This window comes from Pseudonocardia broussonetiae (genome assembly GCF_013155125.1).
In the GTDB taxonomy this organism is placed as follows: Bacteria; Actinomycetota; Actinomycetes; order Mycobacteriales; family Pseudonocardiaceae; genus Pseudonocardia; species Pseudonocardia broussonetiae.
The window spans coordinates 3,049,733-3,071,042 of the sequence record NZ_CP053564.1 but is presented as its reverse complement, the minus strand read 5'-3'; the positions used below and the strand labels follow the sequence as shown (position 1 = coordinate 3,071,042).

17 protein-coding genes and 2 pseudogenes are annotated in these 21,310 nt (G+C 77.4%); 4 read left to right on the top strand and 15 right to left on the bottom strand.

Going from position 1 to position 21,310, the window contains the following annotated elements; all coding sequences use genetic code 11:
• Positions 1-19 precede the first annotated feature (19 nt).
• Entirely contained in the window at positions 20-1,213 is a 1,194-nt protein-coding gene (locus HOP40_RS15330) for a putative glycoside hydrolase (RefSeq protein ID WP_172159130.1), read from the top strand.
• Positions 1,214-1,223: 10 nt separating this feature from the next.
• Here the strand turns inward: HOP40_RS15330 and HOP40_RS15325 are convergent, their stop codons facing one another.
• From HOP40_RS15325 to HOP40_RS15300, 6 genes are read right to left on the bottom strand one after another with little or no spacing between them, the layout of a single operon-like run.
• Positions 1,224-2,330 (bottom strand): glycosyltransferase family 4 protein, encoded by a 1,107-nt coding sequence (locus HOP40_RS15325; protein ID WP_172159128.1) that lies wholly within the window; start codon positions 2,328-2,330, stop codon positions 1,224-1,226.
• Positions 2,330-3,442 carry a glycosyltransferase gene (locus HOP40_RS15320; RefSeq protein WP_172159126.1) on the bottom strand — a complete coding sequence of 371 codons (1,113 nt, stop codon included), beginning with the start codon at positions 3,440-3,442 and terminating at the stop codon, positions 2,330-2,332. The genes HOP40_RS15325 and HOP40_RS15320 overlap by 1 nt, the downstream gene beginning before the upstream one ends.
• Positions 3,439-4,893, bottom strand: coding sequence for an oligosaccharide flippase family protein (locus HOP40_RS15315; RefSeq protein ID WP_172159123.1), 1,455 nt, complete (start codon positions 4,891-4,893; stop codon positions 3,439-3,441). The genes HOP40_RS15320 and HOP40_RS15315 overlap by 4 nt, the downstream gene beginning before the upstream one ends.
• A complete protein-coding gene (locus HOP40_RS15310) occupies positions 4,890-6,170 on the bottom strand; it encodes a glycosyltransferase family 87 protein (RefSeq protein ID WP_240157690.1) in 1,281 nt (426 codons plus the stop codon). The genes HOP40_RS15315 and HOP40_RS15310 overlap by 4 nt, the downstream gene beginning before the upstream one ends.
• Positions 6,167-8,182, bottom strand: coding sequence for a glycosyltransferase (locus tag HOP40_RS35460; protein WP_240157689.1), 2,016 nt, complete (start codon positions 8,180-8,182; stop codon positions 6,167-6,169). Before HOP40_RS35460 ends, HOP40_RS15310 begins: the two co-directional genes overlap by 4 nt.
• Complete coding sequence (locus tag HOP40_RS15300) at positions 8,179-9,444, bottom strand: O-antigen ligase family protein (protein WP_172159121.1); 1,266 nt, start codon at positions 9,442-9,444, stop codon at positions 8,179-8,181. Before HOP40_RS15300 ends, HOP40_RS35460 begins: the two co-directional genes overlap by 4 nt.
• A 222-nt stretch (positions 9,445-9,666) precedes the next feature.
• On the opposite strand from HOP40_RS15300, the gene HOP40_RS15295 reads away from it, so the two are divergent.
• Positions 9,667-10,599 (top strand): YveK family protein, encoded by a 933-nt coding sequence (locus tag HOP40_RS15295; protein WP_172159118.1) that lies wholly within the window; start codon positions 9,667-9,669, stop codon positions 10,597-10,599.
• A 5-nt stretch (positions 10,600-10,604) separates the two neighbouring features.
• Here the strand turns inward: HOP40_RS15295 and HOP40_RS15290 are convergent, their stop codons facing one another.
• From HOP40_RS15290 to HOP40_RS15255, 8 genes are all read right to left on the bottom strand, one after another.
• Complete coding sequence (locus tag HOP40_RS15290) at positions 10,605-11,558, bottom strand: polysaccharide deacetylase family protein (RefSeq protein WP_172159116.1); 954 nt, start codon at positions 11,556-11,558, stop codon at positions 10,605-10,607.
• Positions 11,555-12,421, bottom strand: coding sequence for a hypothetical protein (locus HOP40_RS15285; RefSeq protein WP_240157688.1), 867 nt, complete (start codon positions 12,419-12,421; stop codon positions 11,555-11,557). The genes HOP40_RS15290 and HOP40_RS15285 overlap by 4 nt, the downstream gene beginning before the upstream one ends.
• A gap of 128 nt (positions 12,422-12,549) precedes the next feature.
• On the bottom strand, positions 12,550-13,221 hold the full coding sequence (locus HOP40_RS15280) for a class F sortase (protein ID WP_240157687.1): 672 nt from the start codon (positions 13,219-13,221) through the stop codon (positions 12,550-12,552).
• Between the two features lie 4 nt (positions 13,222-13,225).
• The gene (locus tag HOP40_RS15275; protein ID WP_172159113.1) at positions 13,226-14,251 is read right to left on the bottom strand and encodes a DUF4397 domain-containing protein; all 1,026 of its coding nucleotides are present in this window, start codon (positions 14,249-14,251) and stop codon (positions 13,226-13,228) included.
• Positions 14,252-14,342: 91 nt separating this feature from the next.
• Complete coding sequence (gene wecB / locus HOP40_RS15270; protein WP_172159110.1) at positions 14,343-15,533, bottom strand: non-hydrolyzing UDP-N-acetylglucosamine 2-epimerase; 1,191 nt, start codon at positions 15,531-15,533, stop codon at positions 14,343-14,345.
• A gap of 122 nt (positions 15,534-15,655) precedes the next feature.
• Complete coding sequence (locus HOP40_RS15265) at positions 15,656-16,750, bottom strand: cystathionine gamma-lyase (RefSeq protein ID WP_172159108.1); 1,095 nt, start codon at positions 16,748-16,750, stop codon at positions 15,656-15,658.
• Positions 16,751-16,811: 61 nt separating this feature from the next.
• Complete coding sequence (locus HOP40_RS15260; RefSeq protein WP_172159105.1) at positions 16,812-17,822, bottom strand: NAD(P)H-dependent glycerol-3-phosphate dehydrogenase; 1,011 nt, start codon at positions 17,820-17,822, stop codon at positions 16,812-16,814.
• On the bottom strand, positions 17,819-18,520 hold the full coding sequence (locus HOP40_RS15255) for a lysophospholipid acyltransferase family protein (protein ID WP_172159102.1): 702 nt from the start codon (positions 18,518-18,520) through the stop codon (positions 17,819-17,821). The genes HOP40_RS15260 and HOP40_RS15255 overlap by 4 nt, the downstream gene beginning before the upstream one ends.
• A gap of 347 nt (positions 18,521-18,867) precedes the next feature.
• Between HOP40_RS15255 and HOP40_RS15250 the strand changes: the two are divergent.
• Together HOP40_RS15250 and cofC are read left to right on the top strand one after the other, a co-directional pair.
• Positions 18,868-19,455, top strand: a pseudogene (locus HOP40_RS15250) (sugar transferase); the annotation flags it as partial.
• 85 nt (positions 19,456-19,540) lie between these two features.
• Positions 19,541-20,179 carry a 2-phospho-L-lactate guanylyltransferase gene (cofC, locus tag HOP40_RS15245; protein ID WP_172159097.1) on the top strand — a complete coding sequence of 213 codons (639 nt, stop codon included), beginning with the start codon at positions 19,541-19,543 and terminating at the stop codon, positions 20,177-20,179.
• 198 nt (positions 20,180-20,377) lie between these two features.
• On the opposite strand, the pseudogene HOP40_RS35900 reads toward cofC, so the two are convergent.
• Positions 20,378-21,310 (bottom strand): annotated as a pseudogene (locus tag HOP40_RS35900) (acyltransferase family protein); the annotation flags it as partial.

Genomic DNA, 21,310 nt, shown 5'->3' with positions numbered 1-21,310 from the left:
ACGGGCCATACTGATCATCGTGCGACGGGCCGGGCTGGTGATCGCGCTCGTCCTCGTGCTGGCGGGTGCGTGCGCCGCGGGCGCGGCCGCGCCCCGCGGGCCGGCGGGCGACCGGTGCGCGCTCTGGTACGGCATCGGCGACACCCCCACCGACGCCGAGCTCGACGACGCCGCGGGCCGCTACGGCGTGGTCGTCCTCAACGCCTGGGAGACCGCGGCGCTGCGCCGGATCAAGGACCGCGCCCCGGACACCACCGTCCTGGTCTACAAGGACCTCTCCTCCACCCGCGACTACGCGGGCGCGCTGCGCGGCCCCGGCGAGGACGCGGAGCGGCTGCCGACCGGCGTCGGGTTCGCCCGGGCCGAGCGGGAGGAACCGGGGTGGTTCGCCCGCGACTCCGCGGGCGCGCGCATCGAGTGGGGCCCGTACCCGCAGCACTGGCAGATGGCGGTGTGGGACCCGTCCTACCAGCGCGCGTGGGCGCAGGACGTCACCGCGGAGGCCGTGGAGCAGGGCTGGGACGGCGTGTTCGCCGACAACGACTTCGCCAGCCTGCGCTTCTACTCCGACGCCGTGCTCGAGGGCACCGCCGACGCCGCGGCCACCGACCGCCTGGTCCGCGACGGCCTCGACGGGCTCGTCACCACCGCGGGCGAGCACCTCGCCGCGGAGGGGAAGGTGTTCGTGCCCAACGTGTCCGAGGCCCGGCTGTTCCCCGGGCGCTGGACCACGCACTCGCGCTTCGGCGGCGCGATGGACGAGAACTTCGCCCTGCGCGGCGACGACGGCCTGCTCACCTGGCAGGGCGCCGGCTGGACCGAGCTGCTGGCCACCGCGGCCGACCCCGACCGGTTGACGCTGCTGGTCACGGCGGGCGGCGAGGCGCAGGCGCGCACCGGCGACGCGGCCGCCGCCCTGCTCGCCGCCCCCGGCACCTGCTGGAGCGCGTCGACGGAGCCGGGCTACCTCGTCCCGGAGTGGACGCGCACGCAGGAGCTGACGCTGGGCGCCACGCGGGGCCCGGCGCGGGAGGCCGGGGGCGGGGTGTGGGTCCGCGAGTTCGCCCGTGGTTGGGCCGCGGTCAACCCCACGACGGGCGCGGTCGACGTCGACCCGCCGGCCGGGCTGGCCACCGCCGACGGCGCCGCGGTGCGGGGGACGCTGCGGCTCGAGGCCGGGGACGGCGTGCTGCTGGTGCGCCCGCCGGTCTGAGCGCTGTCGCTCAGGCGAGCAGCCCCGCGTAGAGGTCGAGGTGGGCGCGCGCGCAGACCGGGGCGGCGAACCGCTGCCGGGCCCGCTCGGCGAGCAGGCGCCCGGTCCGCGCCGGGTCGGGGTCGGCGAGGAGCTCGCGCAGGCGCGCCGCCAGGTCGTCGACGTCGCCGGGCTCGGCGAGCCAAGAGGCCGCGCCGGGCACGGTGAGCATGTCGGCGACGCCGCCGCACCGGGTGGCCAGCACGGGCTTGCCCGCGGCCATCGCCTCGGCGACGACGAGGGGCTGCTGCTCCATGCGCGACGGCAGCACGAGCGCGTCGGCGTCGGCGAGCAGCGCGGGGACGTCGGACCGGAAGCCCAGGAACCGGACGCGGTCGCCCAGCGGCGCGGCCCGGCGCTCCAGCGCGGCGCGCTCGGGGCCGTCACCGGCGACGGTGAGGTCGCAGCCGGCGGGGAAGGCGCCGGGGCGCGCGAGGGCGTCGACCAGGTCGGCCAGGCCCTTGCGCTCGACCAGCAGCCCGACGAACAGCAGGTGCCGGACGGGCGCGGCGGGCGGTGAGGACGGCGGCAGCCCCACCGCGTTGTCGACGTGCACGACCTTCCCGGCCGGCACCCGCAGCCGGCTCCGCAGGAACTCCCCCATCGACGGCGACGGCACCACGGTGGTGGCCACCGCCCGCGCGACGAGGGCGTCGGCGGCGAGCACCGCGCGCGTGTAGCGGCTCGGCGCGGGCGTGCCGGGGGTGCCGCGGAACCACGGCTCGGTCACGTCGTCGGGCACGCCGTGGTAGGTGTGCACGACGGCGGCGGGGCCGCCGCGGGTGCGCTCGAGCCCGGCCGCGACCAGCCCGGCGCGGCGGTCCTGGGCGTGCACGACGTCGGGGCGCCAGGCGCGCAGCGCGGCACGGGCCGCGCGGGCCGCTCCGAGGCTGCCCTTGCTGTCGACGGCGACGGCCTCGAGGTGCCCGTCGAGCAGGTCGGCGTCGCGCGCGGGTTTCGGGCCGAACACCCGCACCTCCGCGGAGCCCGAGGAGAGCAGCTCCGCGGCCAGGCGCACGGTGACGTCGACGGGGCCGCCGCGGTCCTGGGTGAGCAGGTAGGCGATCCGGGGCGCCATCAGCGGCCGCCCGCGGCGGCGGGGACGGCGAGCGCCGCGACGACGTCGGCCACCTGGGCGGCCACGCGGCGGCGGTCGAACCCGCGGACGGCGCGGTCGCGGCCGCGCACGCCCTCCAGGTCGGCGGAGGTGGGGTCGGCGAGGCGGCTCACCAGCGCGGCCGCCAGCGCGTCGACGTCACCCCGGGCGACGACGGCGCCGGTGCCCTCGCCCAGGCTCTCCCGCACCCCGCCCACGTCGAACGCGACGACGGACCGCGCGCAGGACATCGCCTCCAGCGGCACGAGCGCCATCCCCTCCGAGCGCGAGGGCAGCGCGACGACGTCGGCGGCGGCGAACCAGGACCCCGGGTCGTCGGTCGGGCCCGCCCAGCGCACCGACGGCGAGTCCGGGTGCGCGGCGCGCCAGCGCGCCTGCATCGGGCCCTCCCCGACGAGCACGAGCCGGGCGTCCGGCACCGCGTCGAGCACGGCGGGCCAGGCGGCGAGCAGCAGGTCCTGGCCCTTCTGCTCGGCGAGGCGACCGACGCAGACCACGGTGGGGGCGGTCGGCAGCCCGTGCGCGCGGCGGGCGGCGGCGCGGTCGGCCGGGCGCAGCACCGCGGTGTCGACGCCGTTGGGCACGACGACCGCCTCCCCCGTGACGCCCGCGGCCCGCCCGGCGGCGAGCTCGTCGGCGCCGACGCAGAGCAGCCGGTGCGTCCAGCGCGCCCCGGCGCGCTCCCAGGCCAGCGACGCCGCCCCGACCGGCCCGGACGACGCCTGGAACGACCACATGTGCGGCTGGAAGACCGTGGGGATCCGGCCGCGGACCGCGAGCCGCCCGGTGAGGCCGGCCTTGGAGCTGTGCAGGTGCACCACGTCGGGGGCGACGGCGTCGACCACCGCGGCCAGGCGGCGGGTCTCCCCCAGCACGCCGGGGCCCGGCGAGCGGCCCGCGGCCCAGGGGTGCACGACGGCGCCGAGCGCGGCCGCCCGCTCGGCGAGCCACCCCTCGGGGGAGGCGACGTGGACGTCCCAGCCGCGCTCGACCTGGTCGGCGACGAGCTGGGTGACGACGACGGCCACGCCCGCCGTGACGGGCTGGCTGACGTGCAGGACGACGGGGCTCACGCGGGCACCTCCGGTCGGAGCATGGTGCGCAGCTCGCGCAGCGCACCGCGGTCGACGACGGCCACGACGCCGGCGTAGCAGGCCACCAGCAGGACGCCCTCGACGAGCGCCCCGGGCAGCGACGACGGGGCGCCGAGCAGGCCCAGCGCCCCCGCGGCGCGGACGGCGGCGAGGCAGACCAGCGCGCCCAGGACGGGGCCGAGCAGCCCGCGCAGCAGGACCCGGGCGCGCGGTGCGGCCCCGGCGCGCCACAGCGCCACCCACGCGACGGGCACCAGCACGGCCGCGGCGGCGAGCTGCGCGCCGGCCGCGGCGACCAGGCCGTGGGGGGTGGCCACGAGCAGCCCGGCGACGAGCAGGACCAGGTGGGAGACCTGCAGCGCGAGGTACCAGCGCGGCCGCCCCGCCGCGCGGATCGCCTCGTACCAGGTCTGCAGCACGCTGATCGCGAGGCCGTAGAGGCAGAGCAGCACGAGCACCGGCACCGCGGGCGCCCACCGCTCCCCCAGCACGACGATCCGGTCGGCCAGCAGCGCGGTGATCGCGTAGAGGCCGCCGACGACGACGAGCAGGACGTGCGTGAACCGCCCGACGGCCGCCGGCAGCTCCGCCGGGCCGCGCTCGGCGAGCAGCCGGGTGTAGACCGGGAACGCCACGGCGCCCAGCACGATCGCGATCATGATGTAGGGCACCCAGGCGATCCGGAACGCCAGCGAGTAGACGCCGACCGCGTCCGGCCCGAGCACCCGGGAGACCAGCGGGTAGTGCACCGAGATCAGCAGGATCGCGACGACGGCGGCCGGCCCGACCACGGCGGTCCAGCGCCCGGCCTCGGCGGCGGCGGCCGCGTCCCAGCGCGGGCGCACCCGGACCCCGGCGAGCGTGCCGAACACCGGCTGCAGCACGGCGCTGACCAGCAGCCCTACCGCCAGCGAGTACGAGCCGACGCCCGCCACGGCCAGCGCCACCGTGACACCGGCGCCGACGACGGCGCTCCCGGCGTCGGGCAGCATCCGGCGGCGGAAGTCCAGCGCGCGGTGCAGCACGCCCATCTGCACGCCGCCCGCGGCGGTGAAGGGCAGGCTGAGCGCGGTGAGCACGACGAGCGGGGCCGCGGCGGGGGCGCCGAGCGCGGCGGCGATCGGGTCGGCGGCCAGCACGCCGACCGCGGCGAGCACCAGCCCGACCGCGACGCTCGCGGTGAGCACCGTCCCGGCCATCGCGCCGGGGTCGCGGCGGGTGCGGGTGATGACGTCGTAGACGCCCATCGACTGGACGACCTGCCCGATGTTCACCAGCGACACGGCCAGCGTCGCCAGGCCGAGCTCGGTCTCGGTGAGGAACGCGGCCAGCACCACGGTGACGGCCATCTGGCTGCCCTTGCTGACCAGGTTGACCAGGCCGAGCCAGAGCGTCCCGCGGGCGGCGCTGGCGCCCAGGGCGGTGGTCACCCCGACACCGCGACCGGTACCGGCGCGGCGCGGCGCACCCGCAGCACGGCCAGCGCCACCAGGACGGCCCAGCAGGCGACGAGCGCGACCCCGTCGACCGTGACGGCGAACCGGTCGCCCAGCGCGGCCCGGACCGGGACGTCGACGGCGTAGAGGTGCAGGTGCGGCACGGCCATGAGCAGCAGGGCCACCGGCACGAGCCGGGCTGCCCCGTGCTCGTGGCGGCGGACCCACCACCAGCCGGCGGCGCCGACGGCGGCGGGCAGCGCGATGAGCACGTCACCGGGCTGGTGCACCAGGGCGACGACGACGCCGACCCCGACGAGCAGGTCGCCCAGCACCGGGTCCTCGCGCCGGTCGAGCAGCCGCGCGAGCACCGCCGTGGCGCCCAGCACCGCGACGAGCACGAACGCCTCCGAGGGCACGGACCCGGTGACGCGGAAGACGACCGCGGCGACGTCGACGCGCTCGGCGATCGGCGAGTCGACCGCGCCGTAGGTGGTGCCCTGGGCGTGGCCGAGGTTGGCCGCGATGACGTGGAGGAAGCCGCCGACGCCGCCCGCGCGGGCGACGAGGATCCCGACCACCGGCAGGCTGGCCAGCGCGGCGATGCCGGTGCCACCCAGCGCGGTGCGCCACGAGCCGCGCGCGGCCAGCAGCAGCGCCAGGGGCAGCCCGAACTGCGGCTTGATCCACGCGACGCCGAGCGCGGCGGCCGCCCAGGCGGGGTGCGTGCGGGTCAGCACGAGCGCGCCCGCCGCGCCGACGGCGACGAGCGGGTTGATCTGGCCGAGGTAGAGCTGCGCCTTGCCCAGCTGGCTCGACAGCAGCAGCGCCGCGACGACCGCGGTACCCACCAGCACCGGCACGGGCACCCAGCGGCGCAGCTCCCGGGCCGAGAGGACGGCGAGCAGCACCAGCAGCGCGAGCGAGACCAGCGCGAACGCGGCCGCCCCCGCGGTGTAGGAGCCGAGCCCGAACGGCAGGTGCAGGGCCAGGTGGTAGGGCTGGTAGAGGTTGAACGTCTGGCGCACCGGCCAGGTCTCCAGCATGACGTCGGGCTGGTACGGGTCGCCGCCCGCGAGGAACTCGCGCACCGGGAAGTAGGTGGCGTCGCGGAAGTCCTGCATCGGCACCAGCGCCCGGTTGGCCGCCGTCGGCTCGGCGACGGTGAACGCGGGCAGCAGCGCGCGGGCCGCGCCGGCCAGGGCGGCCAGCCCGGCGACCACGGCCACGACGAGCGTCGCGCGGCCGGTCGGGGCGGGGCCGGCGCTCACGTCAGCACCACCGCGACCAGCGCCGACGTGTCGGGCAGCGCGCCGACCGCGGCGTCGATGTCCTCCTCGGCGGTGCGGGTCCGGTCCAGCACGGCCACGACGGCCGCCCGGTCGGCGTGCCCGTTGACCTGCAGGACCGCTCCCCCGGCGTGCAGCCGCCCGGTGAGCGACTCGGCGCGGGCCAGCGACCCGGGGCCGGTGCCGACCACCCGCAGCGGGCGGGCGGAGACCTGCTGGAGCACCGACAGGCGGGCCACGAGGTCGGGGTCGGCGGCGTCGAGGACGGTGACCGGGCGCGGCGCCCCGGCGAGGGTGAGCGCGTCGGTGATGCGCAGGCGTCGGGCGGGCGACGGGGCCGCGAGGTGGCGCAGCGCGAGCACCACGACCGCGGCGATCAGGGCCGCCACCAGCGCGAGGCCGGTGGCCAGCAGGCCGTCGGGACTGACCTGGCTGACGTCGGCGCGGACGTCGAGCGTGCGCAGCTGCGCGACCGGCGCGAGGACGTCGGCGTCGACGACCCCGCCCGCGACGGCCATCGCCAGCGCGTCGGCGTGCTCGGGCGTGTCGGCCAGGACGGTGATCCGGGCGACGCCGGTGTCCTCGACGTACTCGACGGCGATCGCGCCGCCCAGCTCCCCGGCGTCGGTGCCGGGCACGGCGCGCGTCGCGGCCTCCAGGACCGTCGGGGTGCGCACGAGCTCGGCGACGGCGGGCATGGCGAGCTGCACGACCTCACCGAACTGCGCGCCGCCCGCCGGCACGCCGTCGCGCTGCAGCGTCGGCCCGGCGACCAGCCCGACCCGCCCCTGGTACTCCGGGGCCTGCAGCGCCACGGCGCCGTAGGTGCCGGCGCCGACGAGCACGGCGGCGAGCAGGGCCAGGGCGGCGGTGGCGGTGCGGCGACCGGCCAGTGGGCGCGGCACCGGGCGGCGGCGGGTCAGCAGGTCCTCGTAGCGCGCGACCATCACGGCGGGGTCGTAGTCGCGGGCGATCGTGCGCAGGCCGGCGTCGGCGGCCGCGGTGCGGGCCGCCTTGTCGGTGAGCAGCGTCCCGAGCGCCTCGGCGACGGCCGCGGGGTGCCGCGGCGGCACGAGCACGCCGCCGCCCGAGCCGAGCACCTCGGCCACGCCGTCGACGTCGCTGGCCACGACGGGCGTACCCGACGCGAGCGACTCCAGCACCGAGACGGGCAGGCCCTCCCAGTCGCTGGTGAGCACGGTGGCGTCGGCCGCGGCGAGCAGGTCGGGCACGTCGTCGCGGTTGCCCAGGAAGCGGACGGACCCGGTGATGCCGAGACGCCCGGCCTGCGCCTCCAGGTCGGCGCGCAGCGGGCCGTCGCCGGCGACGAGCAGGACGGCCTTCTTCCGCGCGCCGGCGCCCGCGACGAGCTCGGCCCACGCGTCGAGGAGCACGTCGTGGCGCTTCTGCGGCACCAGCCGGGCCATGCACAGCGCGACGGGCGCGGTGGCGGCGAGGCCGAGCGCCTTGCGGGCCGCGGCGCGCGGCGAGGCGGTGCGGGCGGTCACCGCGTTGCGGACGACGACGGGCGCGGGCTCGTCGAGCCCGGCGTCGCGCAGCCGGCGGGCGATCACGTCGGAGACCGCGACGACGGCACCGGAGCTGCGGGACAGCAGCCGCGCGGCGCGCGGGTAGTCCCCGGCGGCGACGCCGTGGAAGACCGTGACGAGCGGGACCGCGCCGCGGGAGGCGAGCCGCCCGACGACCGTGGCCCCGACGTTGTGGGCGACGACGACGTCCGGGCGCGCGGCGCGCACCGCGCGCCGGGCCGCGAGCGCGGCGCGCAGCACGCCGAACGGGGACCGCCCGGCGGTCGGCACGGTGTGCAGCGCGAACCCCTCGGCGGCGAGCTCGTCGGCGCGCACGCCGCCCGAGCTGGCCACCGCCGAGGTCCAGCCGCGGTCGCGACCGCGCCGCACCAGCTCACCGACCAGCGACTCCGCCCCGCCGACACCCATCTCGCTGATGAGGTGCAGCACGCGCAGTTCCGTCACCGGGACCGTCCTCTCGCTCGGCCCTGCTGCCGTTGCGACAGCTCGAGCCCACAGGCCACGGCCACGAGCGACCACAGCGGTAGGTAGTACTGCTCGGACAGGAAGATCGACGCGACGACGACGGCCACCAGGCTCGCCTGCACCGCCGCGACCACCCGGCGGTCGGCGCCCAGGCGCAGCGCGCGCTCCGACGCGACGAACCCCGACGCGACGACGCCCAGGAACAGCAGCAGGCCCGGCAGGCCCAGCTCCGCGCCGACCTCGAGGTACATGGAGTGCGCCACCGGCGTCTGCTCGACCAGCTCGGCGACGTGCGACGCCTCGGCGTACTCGGAGCGGAACCCGCCGGGGCCGACGCCCAGCAGCGGGTCGCCGGCGAGCATCCGGGCGGCGGCCTGCCAGCGCAGCTCGCGGGTGTCGATGTTGGTGCCGGCGATGTAGGCCTTCTCGTCCAGCGCCCGGTCGAGCTGCGCGGGCGCCACCAGCAGCAGCATCCCGGCCCCGACCGCGACCAGCGCCAGCACGCCGCCGATCGCCCTCGCCGGGACCGCCCGGCGGGCCAGCAGCACCGCCACCGCGGCCGCCGCGGCGAAGCCCCCACCGCGGGAGAACGTGATCCCGGCGCCGACGACGAGCACGGCGGCGGCCAGGAGCAGCAGCGTCCCGCGCGCGACGGCCGGCAGGCGGCGGGCACCCGGCCCGGGGGTGAGCGCCACCAGCAGCGGCAGCGCCGCGACGAGCACGCACGCCAGGTCGTTGGGGTCCTCGAGCGGGCCCGAGGCCCGCGCCTCGCCCAGGACCAGGACGCTGTAGACGGCGCCGAACCCGGCCGCGCAGGCACCGACGACGGCGGCGGCGAGCAGGTGGCGCACCGGCACGTCCCGCCCGGCGACGTCGACCAGCAGCGCGGCCAGCGCCAGGAACGGCAGCCAGCGGATCGCGTACTCCACCGCGTAGGGCTCGCGCAGGTGCACCGCGGTGGAGACGAGCACGACCGCGGCGAGCGCGGCGACGAGCACGTGCACCCCGTGCAGCCGCGGCCGGGAGCGCTGCCGCACCCGGGACGCGGCCCACGCGAGGACGAACAGGACGGTGGGCACCTTGGCGAGCTGGCCGCCGAGGTCGAGCAGGTAGCCCTCGACGGGCGCGAGCCCGACGACGAGCAGCGCCGTGAGGTGCACCAGGCGCTCGTCGAGCGGGCGCCGGGCCGCGGGCGCCGGGCCGAGGCTCGGACCGGCCACGAGGGCCTGCGACACGCTCATCCCGCCTCCTCCGCGCCGGCGGCGCGCCGGGCCTGCGGACCCGTCGTCGATGCCGTCGCTGCCGGACCAGCGGACGTTAGCCCGATCTGCGCAGTGGTGATCCTCCCCATACGGGTGCTCGTGCAGGTCACCGGCGCGTGGAGCGCGTTGCGGAGAGCGCTACGATCCCGCGACCATGACCCACATCGCCGCGACCCGCATCGCCGCCGCCCCGGTCCCGTCGTGAACGTGCTGCGCGCCGACCGCAGGCAGCGGCTCGTCGCCGGGCTGGTGGCAGGGGTGCTGGTGGGCGCCGCCGTCGCCGGCGCCCTGCTGGCCCGCCCCGCGGTGTTCGAGGGCGAGTCCAGCCTGATCGCCCGCCCGGTCTCCGACATCCTCACGCCCGCCTCGACGCAGTTCGGCGAGGTCGTCGCGCTGGGGCTGCCCGCGCTGCCCGAGCTGGCCGCGAGCCCGACGGTGCTCGGCCGCGTCGTCGCCGCGGTGCCCGGCGCGCCGTCCGCCGACGAGCTGGCCGGGGACGTCGACGTCGCGCTGGTGCCGGGGGCCGGCGTCGCGCGGGTGACGGTCCGCGCCGCCAGCGCGGAGCTCGCGGGCGCGCTCACCGTCGCCGTGGTCGAGGCGCTGATCGCCACCGACGTGCTCGAGCCCGCCGCGCGCTTCGAGGCGCTCGACGACACCCCGCGCGTCAGCGACGTCGGCCCGACGCCCGCGTCGGCGCTCGCGATCGGGCTGGCCGCCGCGATCGTCGCGGGGCTGGTGGCGGCGCTGGTCGCGGGCCGGCTGCGCTCGCGGGCCACCGACGTCCAGGGCATCCAGGCGGCGCTGGAGCGCGCCGGGCACCCGCCGGTGGCCGTCCTCGACGGCAGCGACCGCACGCTCGGCGACCGCATCTCCGCCCTGCAGCGCGCCAGCGGGCGCCCCGTCCGCGTGCTCGCGGTGGGCCCCGGCCGGGCCGACCGGGTGGTGGAGATCCGGCGCGGGCTGGGCGAGCACGACGTGCCCGTCGACGGCGACGACGCCGACCCGACGGCGGTGCGCGCCCCGGCCTCGGTGGTGGCCGTGCTCGACGCGCGGGCGACCACGCCCGACGAGCTCGCTGCCGCCACCGCCACCCTCCCCGAGAAGTCCGCCGTGATCGCGGTCGTGCTGGACTGAGCCGGCTAGCGCGCCACCGCGGCCGTGCCGCGGTGGCGCCGGATGCCGGCGTCGCGCAGGCGGGCGACGTGCTCGCCGGTGCCGACGACGTCGAACCGGGACCGCAGCGAGGCCAGCACGTGGCCCAGCAGCGCGGCCTTCTCGCGCCCGGGCACCGCCATGCCGGGGAAGAACTCCATGCCGGGCGCCTCGGCGGCGTCGAGCACGTCGGTGGGGTGCAGCAGCAGCGAGGGCTGCACGCCGCGCAGCCGGCACAGCGCCAGCGCGGTGGCGAGGTAGGCCCGCGCCAGCCGCGGCGAGGCCTGGTGCAGCTGCAGCAGGTAGGAGCCGTGGATGGGCAGGCGGGTGAGCGGCATGGTGGTGACCGGCAGCTCGACGAGGCCGCCCGCGTCGCTCCAGCGGTACGGGTGGATCGGCGCGCGGACGTCGGAGACCGGGCCGAACAGCTCGCCGCGCTCCTCCTTCGGCGTGCCGCGGTAGTGGTAGGCGCGGGCCAGCGGGCCGATCCAGGTGGGCAGCGTCGTGGCGTCGTAGAGGTACCCGCGGCGGTGCAGCAGCGCCAGCAGCTCCGGGGTGATGCTGTAGCCCGGGCCGCGGAACCCGACCGGGCGGGGCGCGCCGGCGGCCACGATCGCGTCCTCGGTGCGGGAGAGCTCGGCCTCCAGCTCGTCGGGGCCGTAGCGGTGCAGCCAGGGCTCGTGGCCCCAGCTGTGGTTGGCGACCTCGTGCCCGGCCGCGGCGATCGCGGCCACGGCCTTCGCGCCGTCCTCGCGCTCGGCGTCGGCGCCGACCACGAACACCGTGGTGGCGAGGCGGTGCTCGCCGAGCAGCTCCAGCAGCCGCGGGACGGCGGTGGGCAGGAAGCTCGGACGGGACTCCCAGCCCGGGTCGCCGTGGGTCTTGAGGTAGGCCCAGAGGTTGTCGAGGTCGAGCGAGACGCTCGCGGTGGGGCGGGTCACGCGGCGACTCCCGCGACGGGCGCGGGCAGCTGCTCGCGCGAGGGGCGGCCGACGACGGCCATGGCGACGACGGCCGCGACCACCAGCGTCAGGCCCGCGGCGACCCACCAGCCGCGACCGGCGGCGATCTGGTCGCCGAGCACGGTGACGCCGAGGACGGAGGCGAGGACGACGGTGGTGGCGTCCATCGAGGCGGCGGCGACGGTCGTGGACGAGCGCTGCAGCGCGGCGGCCAGCAGCGCCTGCCCGACGAGCGCGGAGGCGACCATCAGCCAGGCCAGTGGCTGCAGCGGGAGCTCCAGCAGCGGGCCCGCGGCGAGCGGGCGCCCGCAGAGGGCGAGCACGGCGAACGCGACGCCGGCCAGCGCGCCCATCGCGACGGCCCCCGGCGCGCCGGGGATCCGGGCGGCCGGGAACGCGAGGGCGACGACGGCGAGCAGCGCGGCGAGCAGGCCGAACCCCAGCGCGGGCGGCATCGGGGCGGCCACCGACGACTCGGCGGCTCCCACGAGGAGCAGCAGCCCGACCGCCAGGACGCCGAGCGCGGCGATCTCCCGGCCGCTGACCCGCCAGCCCAGCACGACCAGCCCGATCACCGCGGCGAGGCCGACGGCCGAGGACGAACCGGCCTGCACGATGTAGAGCGGCAGCGTCGCGCGGGCGAGGAAGGCGAGGACCTGGGAGCCGAACCCGAACAGGTACACGCGGTCGGTGGCCAGCCGCACGAGGATGCCGGGGTCGACGGCGTCGCGCTGCTCGGTGCGCCGCGCGGCGACCGTCTGCGCGACGATGCCGACCGCGGCGGCCAGGGCCGAGAGGACGAGGAGGGCGTAGCCCCCGTACTCCCCGATGACGTCCGGCACGGGCCTGTCCCTCCTGCGGCGGGTCGGAGCAGACCCGGTTCGTCCGTTCAGTCGCGTCCGGGTCGACCGCCGTTAGCGCGGGTGACCCAGGACATAACCGCTGGTCGCGAGCGTGAGCAGCTGCCTACTCAGCGCAGCGAGGCGTAGACGACGATGTTGTCGCGGTAGGAGCGCGCCGCCCGGTCGAAGCTGCCGCCGCACGTGATGAGCCGCAGCTGCGCGTCGGCCGTGGGGCCGTAGACGCGCTCGGTGGGGAAGCCGTCCTTGGGGTACTGCTCCACGGCGTCGACGACGAACCGGGCCGTGCTGCCGTCCTCGCGCGGCACGAGGACCTCCGCGCCCGGCGTCAGCTCGCGGATCCGGAAGAACACGGCCGGCCCGCGCCAGGAGTCGACGTGGCCGACCAGGACCGCGGGGCCGGGGTCGCCCGGGGCGACGCCGCCGGTGTACCAGCCGACGCGGGAGAAGTCCTCCGGCGCCTGCAGGCGGCCGTCGCCGGCGATGCCCAGGTCGACGAGCGCGGGCTCGGCCAGCCCGATGGCGGGCACGGTGAGCCCGACCGGCCGCGCGGCGGGCGCCGGCTGGTCGACCCGCACGACCCGGGCGGCCGACGCGAGCGGCACCTCGGTGGTGACCGCCTCCGGCTCGTCGACGCCGAACAGGTCGAACGGGCCCATCAGCGGCACGCAGATCAGCAGCGCCGCCGCGGTGGCCCGCAGCGGGGCGGACGACCGCGGGGGCGGTGCGGACGGGGCGGCTCCCTGGTCGGCGGAGTGCCGGCCCAGCGTCGGCGCGCTCACCGGGTCAGCGGTGCCGCGAGCGGCGCAGCGGGGACGATCCGGAGACGCCGAAGACCAGCAGCAGCGCTCCGGCCAGGGCGAGCAGGATCGGCCCGGGGTCGGACCCGCCGGCCGTCGCACCGCCGCCGGCGGGGACGCCGCCCTGGGGCAGCGCGGGACCGGTGGCGGCGGGCGCCTCCTCCTCGCCGGGCCCGGCGACGGGGGCGCCGCTGAGCTCGGGGAGGCCGGGCAGGGCCGGGGCGAGGCTGCCGGTGACGTCGGCGAGCGGGGTGACGGCCAGCGTGCCCGCGGCGTCGCGGGTGAGGACGACCGTGCTCACCGAGCCGTCGGTCACGTCGAGGGTGGCCTGCAGCCGCTCCTCGCCCGAGGCGATGGCGACGTCCCAGGCGCGGGCGTCGACGGTGGCGTAGTCGGTGACCGAGCCGTACGCCAGGTCGGTGGCCAGCCGGGGACCGCCCGCGGCCTGCATCTCGACCGGGGCGCCGCCCTCGGCGCCCTGGATGATCCGGACGCGGCCGGAGCCGGCCGGGGCGACCGCCAGGTCGTCGGTGAGGAGCTGCCCCTGCACGGTGCCGCCCTCACCGGTGTCGAAGAACAGCAGCGACTGCGCCGAGCCGGGTGAGACCTCCAGCGCCGCGCTGAGCGGGGCCGGGGTGTCGGGCGAGGTGCCGGCGGGCCGCATCTCCACGGTCCAGCGACCGGCCGTCAGCGACTGGTACGGGGTGACCGCGCCGTACCCGGCGTCGGCGACGAGCGGGGTGCGTGAGGCGACCGCGCCCGGTTCCGTCAGGTAGACGTCGACGGCGGGCGTGCTGGGCGAGAGGTGCCCCAGGCGCACCTGCCCGGTCTCGGGGGCCTGCGCCGCGTGCGCGGGGACCGCGGCGAGCAGCGAGGCCGTGCCGAGCATCAGCAGGCCGACGATGCCGCTCGCGCGGTGCGTGCGGCGCGGAGCAGGGCGCCCGGCGGCGCGGTGCTGGCCCATGGTGATCTCCCGGTGATCGAGGTGGTCTGCCGGGACGTTCGTGCGCACCGTCCGCAGTGGATCGACCTTTCTGATCACGTGATCGTCACGGAAGTACGAGACGTTACACCGATCGGCCTAGTGTTTCGCGACCGAATGGTCACCCAGCGTGATCCACCGCGAAGTCCGCGGGACGGTCGCCGAGGCCGAGCAGCCAGGCCAGGGCGTCGGCGCTGCGCCGCGCGGCGCGGCCGTCCCCGAACGGGTTGCCCGTGCGCGGGACGGTGCGGTCGCCGTCGAGGACGCCCTTGGCCGCCGCGACGATCCGGGCGGTGTCGGTGCCGACGAGCTGCGCCCAGCCGACGTCGACGGCCTCCATCCGCTCGGTGACCTCGCGCAGCACCACCACCGGCACCCCGAACGAGGGCGCCTCCTCCTGGATGCCGCCGGAGTCGCTGAGCACGAGCGCGGCGCGGGCCAGCAGGCGGCAGAGCTCCGGGTAGGGCAGCGGGTCGGTGACGACGACGCGCGGGTGGTCGCCGAGCGCGGCGTCGACCTGGGCGCGCACGGCCGGGTTGGCGTGCGCGGGGAGCACGCAGACGAGGTCGGGGTGGGCGTCGACGACCTGGCGGGTCGCGGCCAGCACCCGGTCCAGCGGCGCGCCCCACGACTCGCGGCGGTGCGCGGTGACCAGCAGCAGGCGCGAGCGCCCCGCGGTGACGGCCTCGTGCACGGCCGCCAGGCGCGGGTCCTGCGGCGCCGGGGCGTCGGCGGCGATCACCGACGCCGCCACCTCCAGCACGGCGTCGACGACGGTGTTGCCGACGAGCAGCACCCGGTCGGTGCCCGCGCCGACGGCCGCGGCCTCGGCGCGCAGCGCGTCGGCGGCCCGCCGGGTGGGCGCGAGGTGCAGGTCGGCGAACACCCCGAGCAGGCGGCGGTTGGCCTCCTCCGGGAACGGCGCGGCCAGGTCGCCCGAGCGCAGGCCCGCCTCCAGGTGCACCACCGGCACCCGCCGCCACATCGCCACCAGGCCGCCCACCAGGGCGGACGTGGTGTCGCCCTGCACGACCACCGCCGCCGACCCCTCGGCGACCACCGCGTCGAGCGCGGGCACCAGCTGCGCGACGAGCTCCGCCTGCTCCCCCGTCGTCCGGTGCAGCGCGCAGACGACGTCGGGCGCCAGCCCGAACGCCTCCAGCGCCTGCGCCACCATCGTCGGGTGCTGGCCGGTGGCGACGAGCACCGGCTCCAGCACCCCCGCCCGGCGCAGCGCGAGCGCCAGGGGCGCCATCTTCACCGCCTCCGGCCGCGTGCCGATCACGAGGTGCACGCGGGGTGCGGTGGGCATGGCGGACCTCCGGGGCCGGGGAGCGATCACTGATCAGGTCGGCCGGACGGCCCGGAACGTTTCGGCCGGAAGGAGTGACCAGCGCTACCCCGTTCGGCACGCCCCGGCCGCCACCGGCACCGTCAGACCGCCTCCAGCGCCGCCACCACGTCCGCCACCAGGTCGTCGGGGTCCTCGCACCCCGCCGAGAACCGCAGCAGGCCCGGGGCCACGTCGTCGCCCCACCGCGCCCGCCGGTCGGCCGTGCTGCGCAGGCCGCCGAAGCTGGTGGCCGAGCCGACCAGCCGGCTCGCCGCGAGGAACCGCCCCACCGCCTGCTGGGAGTCGAGGGTGAACCGCAGCACCCCGTTCCACCGCCGCATCTGGCGGGCGGCGACGGCGTGGGCGGGGTCGCCCACGTGTCCCGGCCACCGGACGTCGGTGACGGCCGGGTGCCCGAGCAGCGCGTCGACGACGGCGCGGGCGTTGCCGGCCTGGCGCTCCAGCCGCAGGTCGAGCGTCCCGAGCCCGCGGTGGGCGAGCCAGGCCTCCATCGGCCCCGGCACGGCGCCGCCGCGCGAGCGGGCCTCCCGCAGCGAGGCGGCGAGGCCGGGGTCGCGGGTGCTGACGTGGCCGAGCACGACGTCGCCGTGCCCGGCGAGCGCCTTGGTGTCGCTGGCGACGACCAGGTCGGCGCCGAGGTCGAGCGGGCGCTGGCCCAGCGGCGTGGCCGTGGTGTTGTCCACGGCGAGCAGCGCCCCCACCGCGTGCGCGGCGGCCGCGGCGGCGGCGATGTCGGCGACGTCGAGCCCCGGGTTGGAGGGCGTCTCCACCAGCACGAGCGCGGCGCCCGCCAGCCCGTCGAAGGGGCCCGTGGTGGGCACCTCCCGCACCGGCACGCCGAGCGGCGCGAGCTCGCCGTGGGCCAGCGCGCGGGCGAGGTAGTAGCCGTCCGAGGGCAGGACCAGCGCGCCGTCGCGGCCGGTGAGGCGCAGGACGGCCCCGATCGCGGCCATGCCGGAGGAGAACAGGACGCACTCGCCGCCGTCGAGGTCGCCGATGGCCGACTCCAGCGCCCGCCACGTCGGATTGCCCGCCCGGCCGTAGAAGTCGGTGGGCAGCGGCTCGTCGGCACCGAGGTCGAAGGTGGACGACAGCACTGGTCCGGGGTGCAGGGGGTCCCCCGGCGCGCCGGGTGGGTGTCCGCCGTGCACGCACCGCGTCCCGTCGCCGCTCACGCCCCGCACCCTACGGTCGTGAGTGGCAACGAGTGCCCTGGCACTCGTTGCCACTCACGGGTCACTCCGGACGCGGCGCCCGGCTGATCAGCTCCTTGCCCATCTCCGCCGCCGACAGGCCCTCGTGGCACACGCGGCGCACGGCGTCGGCGATCGGCAGCTCCACCCCGTGGCGCAGGCCCAGCTCGCAGATCGACGTGCACGACTTCACGCCCTCCGCGACCTGCCCGTGGTTGGCCTCCTCGGCCTGCGCGAGCGACTCCCCGCGCCCCAGCCGCTCCCCGAACGTCCGGTTGCGCGACAGCGGCGACGAGCAGGTGGCGACGAGGTCGCCCAGCCCGGCGAGCCCGGCGAACGTGATCGGGTCGGCCCCCAGCGCGACGCCCAGGCGCGCGGTCTCGGCCAGCCCGCGCGTGATCAGCGACGCGCGGGTGTTGTCGCCGAAGCCCATGCCCGCCGCCATGCCGGTGGCCAGCGCGATGACGTTCTTGCCCGCCCCGCCGACCTCGCACCCCACGACGTCGGTGTTGGTGTAGGCGCGGAAGTAGCCGGTGGTGCAGGCGTGCTGCAGGGCGACGGCGCGGTCGTGGTCGGCGCACGCGATGACCGTGGCGGTCGGCTCCTCCGCGGCGATCTCGCGCGCCAGGTTCGGGCCGGACACCACGGCCACCTGGTCGGGCGTGACGCCCGCGACCTCGACGACCACCTCGCTCATCCGCTTGAGCGTGCCCAGCTCCACCCCCTTCGCCAGGCTGACGAGCGTGACGCCGGGGGGCAGCAGGTGCCGCCAGCCGTCGAGGTTGGAGCGCAGGGTCTGCGAGGGCACGGCGAGCACCACCGCGTCGACGCCGTCGAGCGCGGCCGCGGCGTTGGTCGTGGCCGAGAGCAGCCCGGGGAGCTCGATGCCGGGCAGGTAGTCGGGGTTGGTGTGCCGCTCGTTGACCGCCGCCGCGACCTCGGGCCGGCGCGCCCACAGGCGGACCTCGCGCCCGGAGTCGGCCAGCACCTTCGCGAACGCCGTGCCCCACGAGCCGCCGCCCAGCACGGCGACGCGCCGGACCTGCCCGCTCACGAGGCCCTCCGGAAGAACGCGGTGGGCGCCGGTTCCCCGCGCACCTCGGCGAGCAGGTCGCGCACCCGCCCCATCAGCAGGTCGGTGACCTCCCGCAGCAGCGCCGCGTCGATCGGCTTCCCCCGGTAGTCCGACAGGTCGACGGGCTCGCCGCAGCGCACCACGATCGGCCCGCGCGGCAGCGGCCGGAACTTCTTGTTGTAGCCGTCGAGGACGCGGTGGGTGCCCCAGTGGACCATCGGCACGACCGGCACGTCGGCCGTCAGCGCCAGGCGCGCGACGCCGGTGCGCGCGTGCATCGGCCAGGTCTGCGGGTCGCGGGTGATCGTCCCCTCCGGGTAGATGATGACGACCTTGCCCTCCTGCAGCGCCGCGGTGCCCTCGCGCAGGCTCTGCTGGGCGTCGGCCGACTCGCGGTAGACCGGGATCTGCCCGCTGCCGGCCAGCGCCTGCCCGAGCACGGGCACCTTCCACAGGCTGTGCTTGGCCAGGAACCGCGGCACGCGCCCGGAGCGCTCGACGATCAGCCCCGAGAAGATCGGGTCGAGGTGCGAGATGTGGTTGGCGACCAGGAGAGCACCGCCGTGCGCCGGGATGTGCTCGCGGCCCTCGTAGCGGCTGCGACCCGTGAGCCAGCCGATCGGGTAGAAGAAGACCGCGCAGAACGCGATCCAGAAGCCGCGCTTCTCACGCCTCACCCCATGCACTCCTCACGCCGGGCACCACAACCTGCCGGAAGTGTCCCCGGTGACCGGCCCGCCGGTCCACCCGACCCGATCGTGGAGATCTTTTCCCGAACCCGACGCAACCTCCCCCGGCGCGGCACGTCTCTGGTTGTGAGGACCAGTTACGGCAGTACCCGGTGAAGAGAAGGACAGTGATGACGGCCGCAGTGCAGACCGCCACGGTGCACCCCCTGAACAGGGTTACCGACCTGCGCGAGCCCGCGCGGATCGTTCCGACGCTGCGGCTCGTGGAGAACCCCGCCCCGGCTCCGGTCGACGCCCCCCTGGTCCCCGGCCGCGCGGTGCGCGGGTTCGTCGGGGTCGCGAAGGTCGTGGTCGACGTCACGGCCACCGCCCTGCTCCTGCTGCTCGTCGCGCCGGTGCTCCTGGTCGTCGCCCTCGCCGTGAAGCTCGACGGCGGCCCCGTGTTCTTCCTGCAGACCCGCATCGGCCGCGACGGCCGCGCGTTCCGCATGGTCAAGTTCCGCTCGATGGTCGTCGACGCCGAGAAGCACCGCGCCCTGCTCGCCGCCGACGACGAGGGCGCCGGCCCGCTGTTCAAGATGCGCCGCGACCCCCGCATCACCCGGGTCGGCAGCGTCCTGCGCCGCTACTCGATCGACGAGCTGCCCCAGCTGTTCAACGTGCTCAACGGCTCGATGTCGCTGATCGGCCCGCGCCCCCCGCTCCCGCAGGAGGCCGAGACCTACACCGCCCGCGAGCGCCGCCGCCTCTCGGTCCGCCCGGGCATGACCGGCCTGTGGCAGGTCAGCGGCCGCAGCGACCTCTCCTGGGACGAGTCGATCGCCCTGGACCTGCGCTACGTCGACGAGTGGACCCTCGGCCTCGAGATGCACATCGTCGCCGGCACCGCCCGCGCCGTCCTCGGCGGCCGCGGCGCCTACTGACCGTCCCCTCCCTCTCCTCCCGCGAGTCGGGCTCTCGCTGCGCCCGAGTCGGGCTCCGTGAGCCCCCGCCCCGCAGCCTGCGACGATGGACCCCGTGGATCTGGTGGTGCCGGTCAAGCGGCTGGTCGAGGCGAAGACCCGGCTGCGCGGCGCCGCCGGTGACGACCCCGCCGCGCACGCCCGCCTCGCCCTCGCGCTGGCCCACGACACCGTCGCCGCCGCCCGCGCCGCGCGCCTCGTGCACCGGCTGCTCGTCGTCAGCTCCGACCCGGTGGTGACCCTCGAGCTCACCGCCGCGGGCGTCGAGGTCGTCCCGGACGGTCCCGAGCCCGGCCTGAACGCCGCCTACTCCCACGGCGCCGCCGTCCTGCGGGCCCGCCGCCCCGGGGTCCCGGTCGCCGCGCTGCAGGCCGACCTCCCCGCCCTGCGTCCCGAGGAGCTCGACGCCGCCCTCGCCGCCGCCACGGGGTTCGCCCGCGCGTTCGTCGCCGACGCCGACGGCACCGGCACCGCGCTGCTCACCGCCGCCGCGGGCGTCGACCTCGACCCGCGGTTCGGCGTCGGCTCGGCCGCCGACCACGCCGCGTCAGGCGCGGTTCCGCTGGTCGGTGAGTGGCCGGGCCTGCGCCGGGACGTCGACACCCCCGCCGACTTGGCCGCGGCGGGCCTGCTCGGCCTGGGCGGGCGCACCCGCGGCGTCCTGGCGCCCTGCGCGCACCCCTGAGGAGCGCAGCGCGACCCGCTCCGGCCGGTGCGCCCCCGTCCGCGGCGCCGGCACGACCGGCGCCGGGGCGCGGCGCGGGCGCGGCGCCCGGTCGTGCACCAGGGTGATCAGCGGCGCCTCGACCCACCGGTAGAACAGCATCCCGCCGGCCACGGCGACGGCCGCGACCAGCACGAGCAGCAGCAGGCGCACCGGCAGCACGACCTCGGCGACCACCAGACCCAGCGCGATGCCGACGACCTTGAGCACCGGCACGTGCACGAGGTACAGCGAGTAGGACGCGTCCCCGGCCGCCACGAGCGACCGCGGCGCCCGCCACCCGTGCCGCAGCTCGCCGCCGACGACGCCGTACACCAGCAGCGTCGTCGGCAGCCCGACGGCGGCCAGGCGCAGCCAGCCCTCGACCGGCCCGTCGACGGGCCCCAGCGCGGCCGCGACCACCAGCAGCGCCACCGCCAGCGGGCACAGCAGCCGCGGCGCCGTGATCCGGCCGGCGAGCACCAGCGCCGCGAGGCCCACGCCCAGCACGAACTCGAGGTTGCGCGGGCCCAGCAGCAGCCCGACCCACAGGTTCGACGACGCCTGCTCCAGCGGCGCCAGGACGACGATCAGCGCCACCCACGTCCCGAGCGCCCACCACAGCCACGAGCGGCGCACCAGCAGCGTCGCCCCGAGGACGACGTAGAAGAGCATCTCGTAGACCAGCGTCCAGCCCACGAGCAGCAGCGGCAGCCCCGCCTGCGGCAGCAGCAGGAACGACGCCAGGACGTCGGGGCGGACGTCCTCGCTGGAGTTCACCAGGTCCGGCCGCCAGAGGAAGACGGCCAGGACCGCCGCGGTGACCAGCACGTAGCAGGGGTAGATCCGCGTGACCCGCCGCAGCAGGAACGCCGAGGCGGGCTGCAGGCCGGAGGCCACGTTCCGCGTGGTCACGGCCATGATGAAGCCGCTCACCACGAAGAAGAGGTCGACGCCCATCGGCCCCACGTGCTCGGTCCAGCCCAGCAGCACCGGGGAGCCGAAGAGCTTGTCCTCGAAGCCGGTCGGCCCCCCGAGGTGGGCGCCGACGACGAGCAGCGCGGCGACGGCGCGCAGCGCCTGGACCGTGCCGTACCGGGGAGCGGAGGTCAC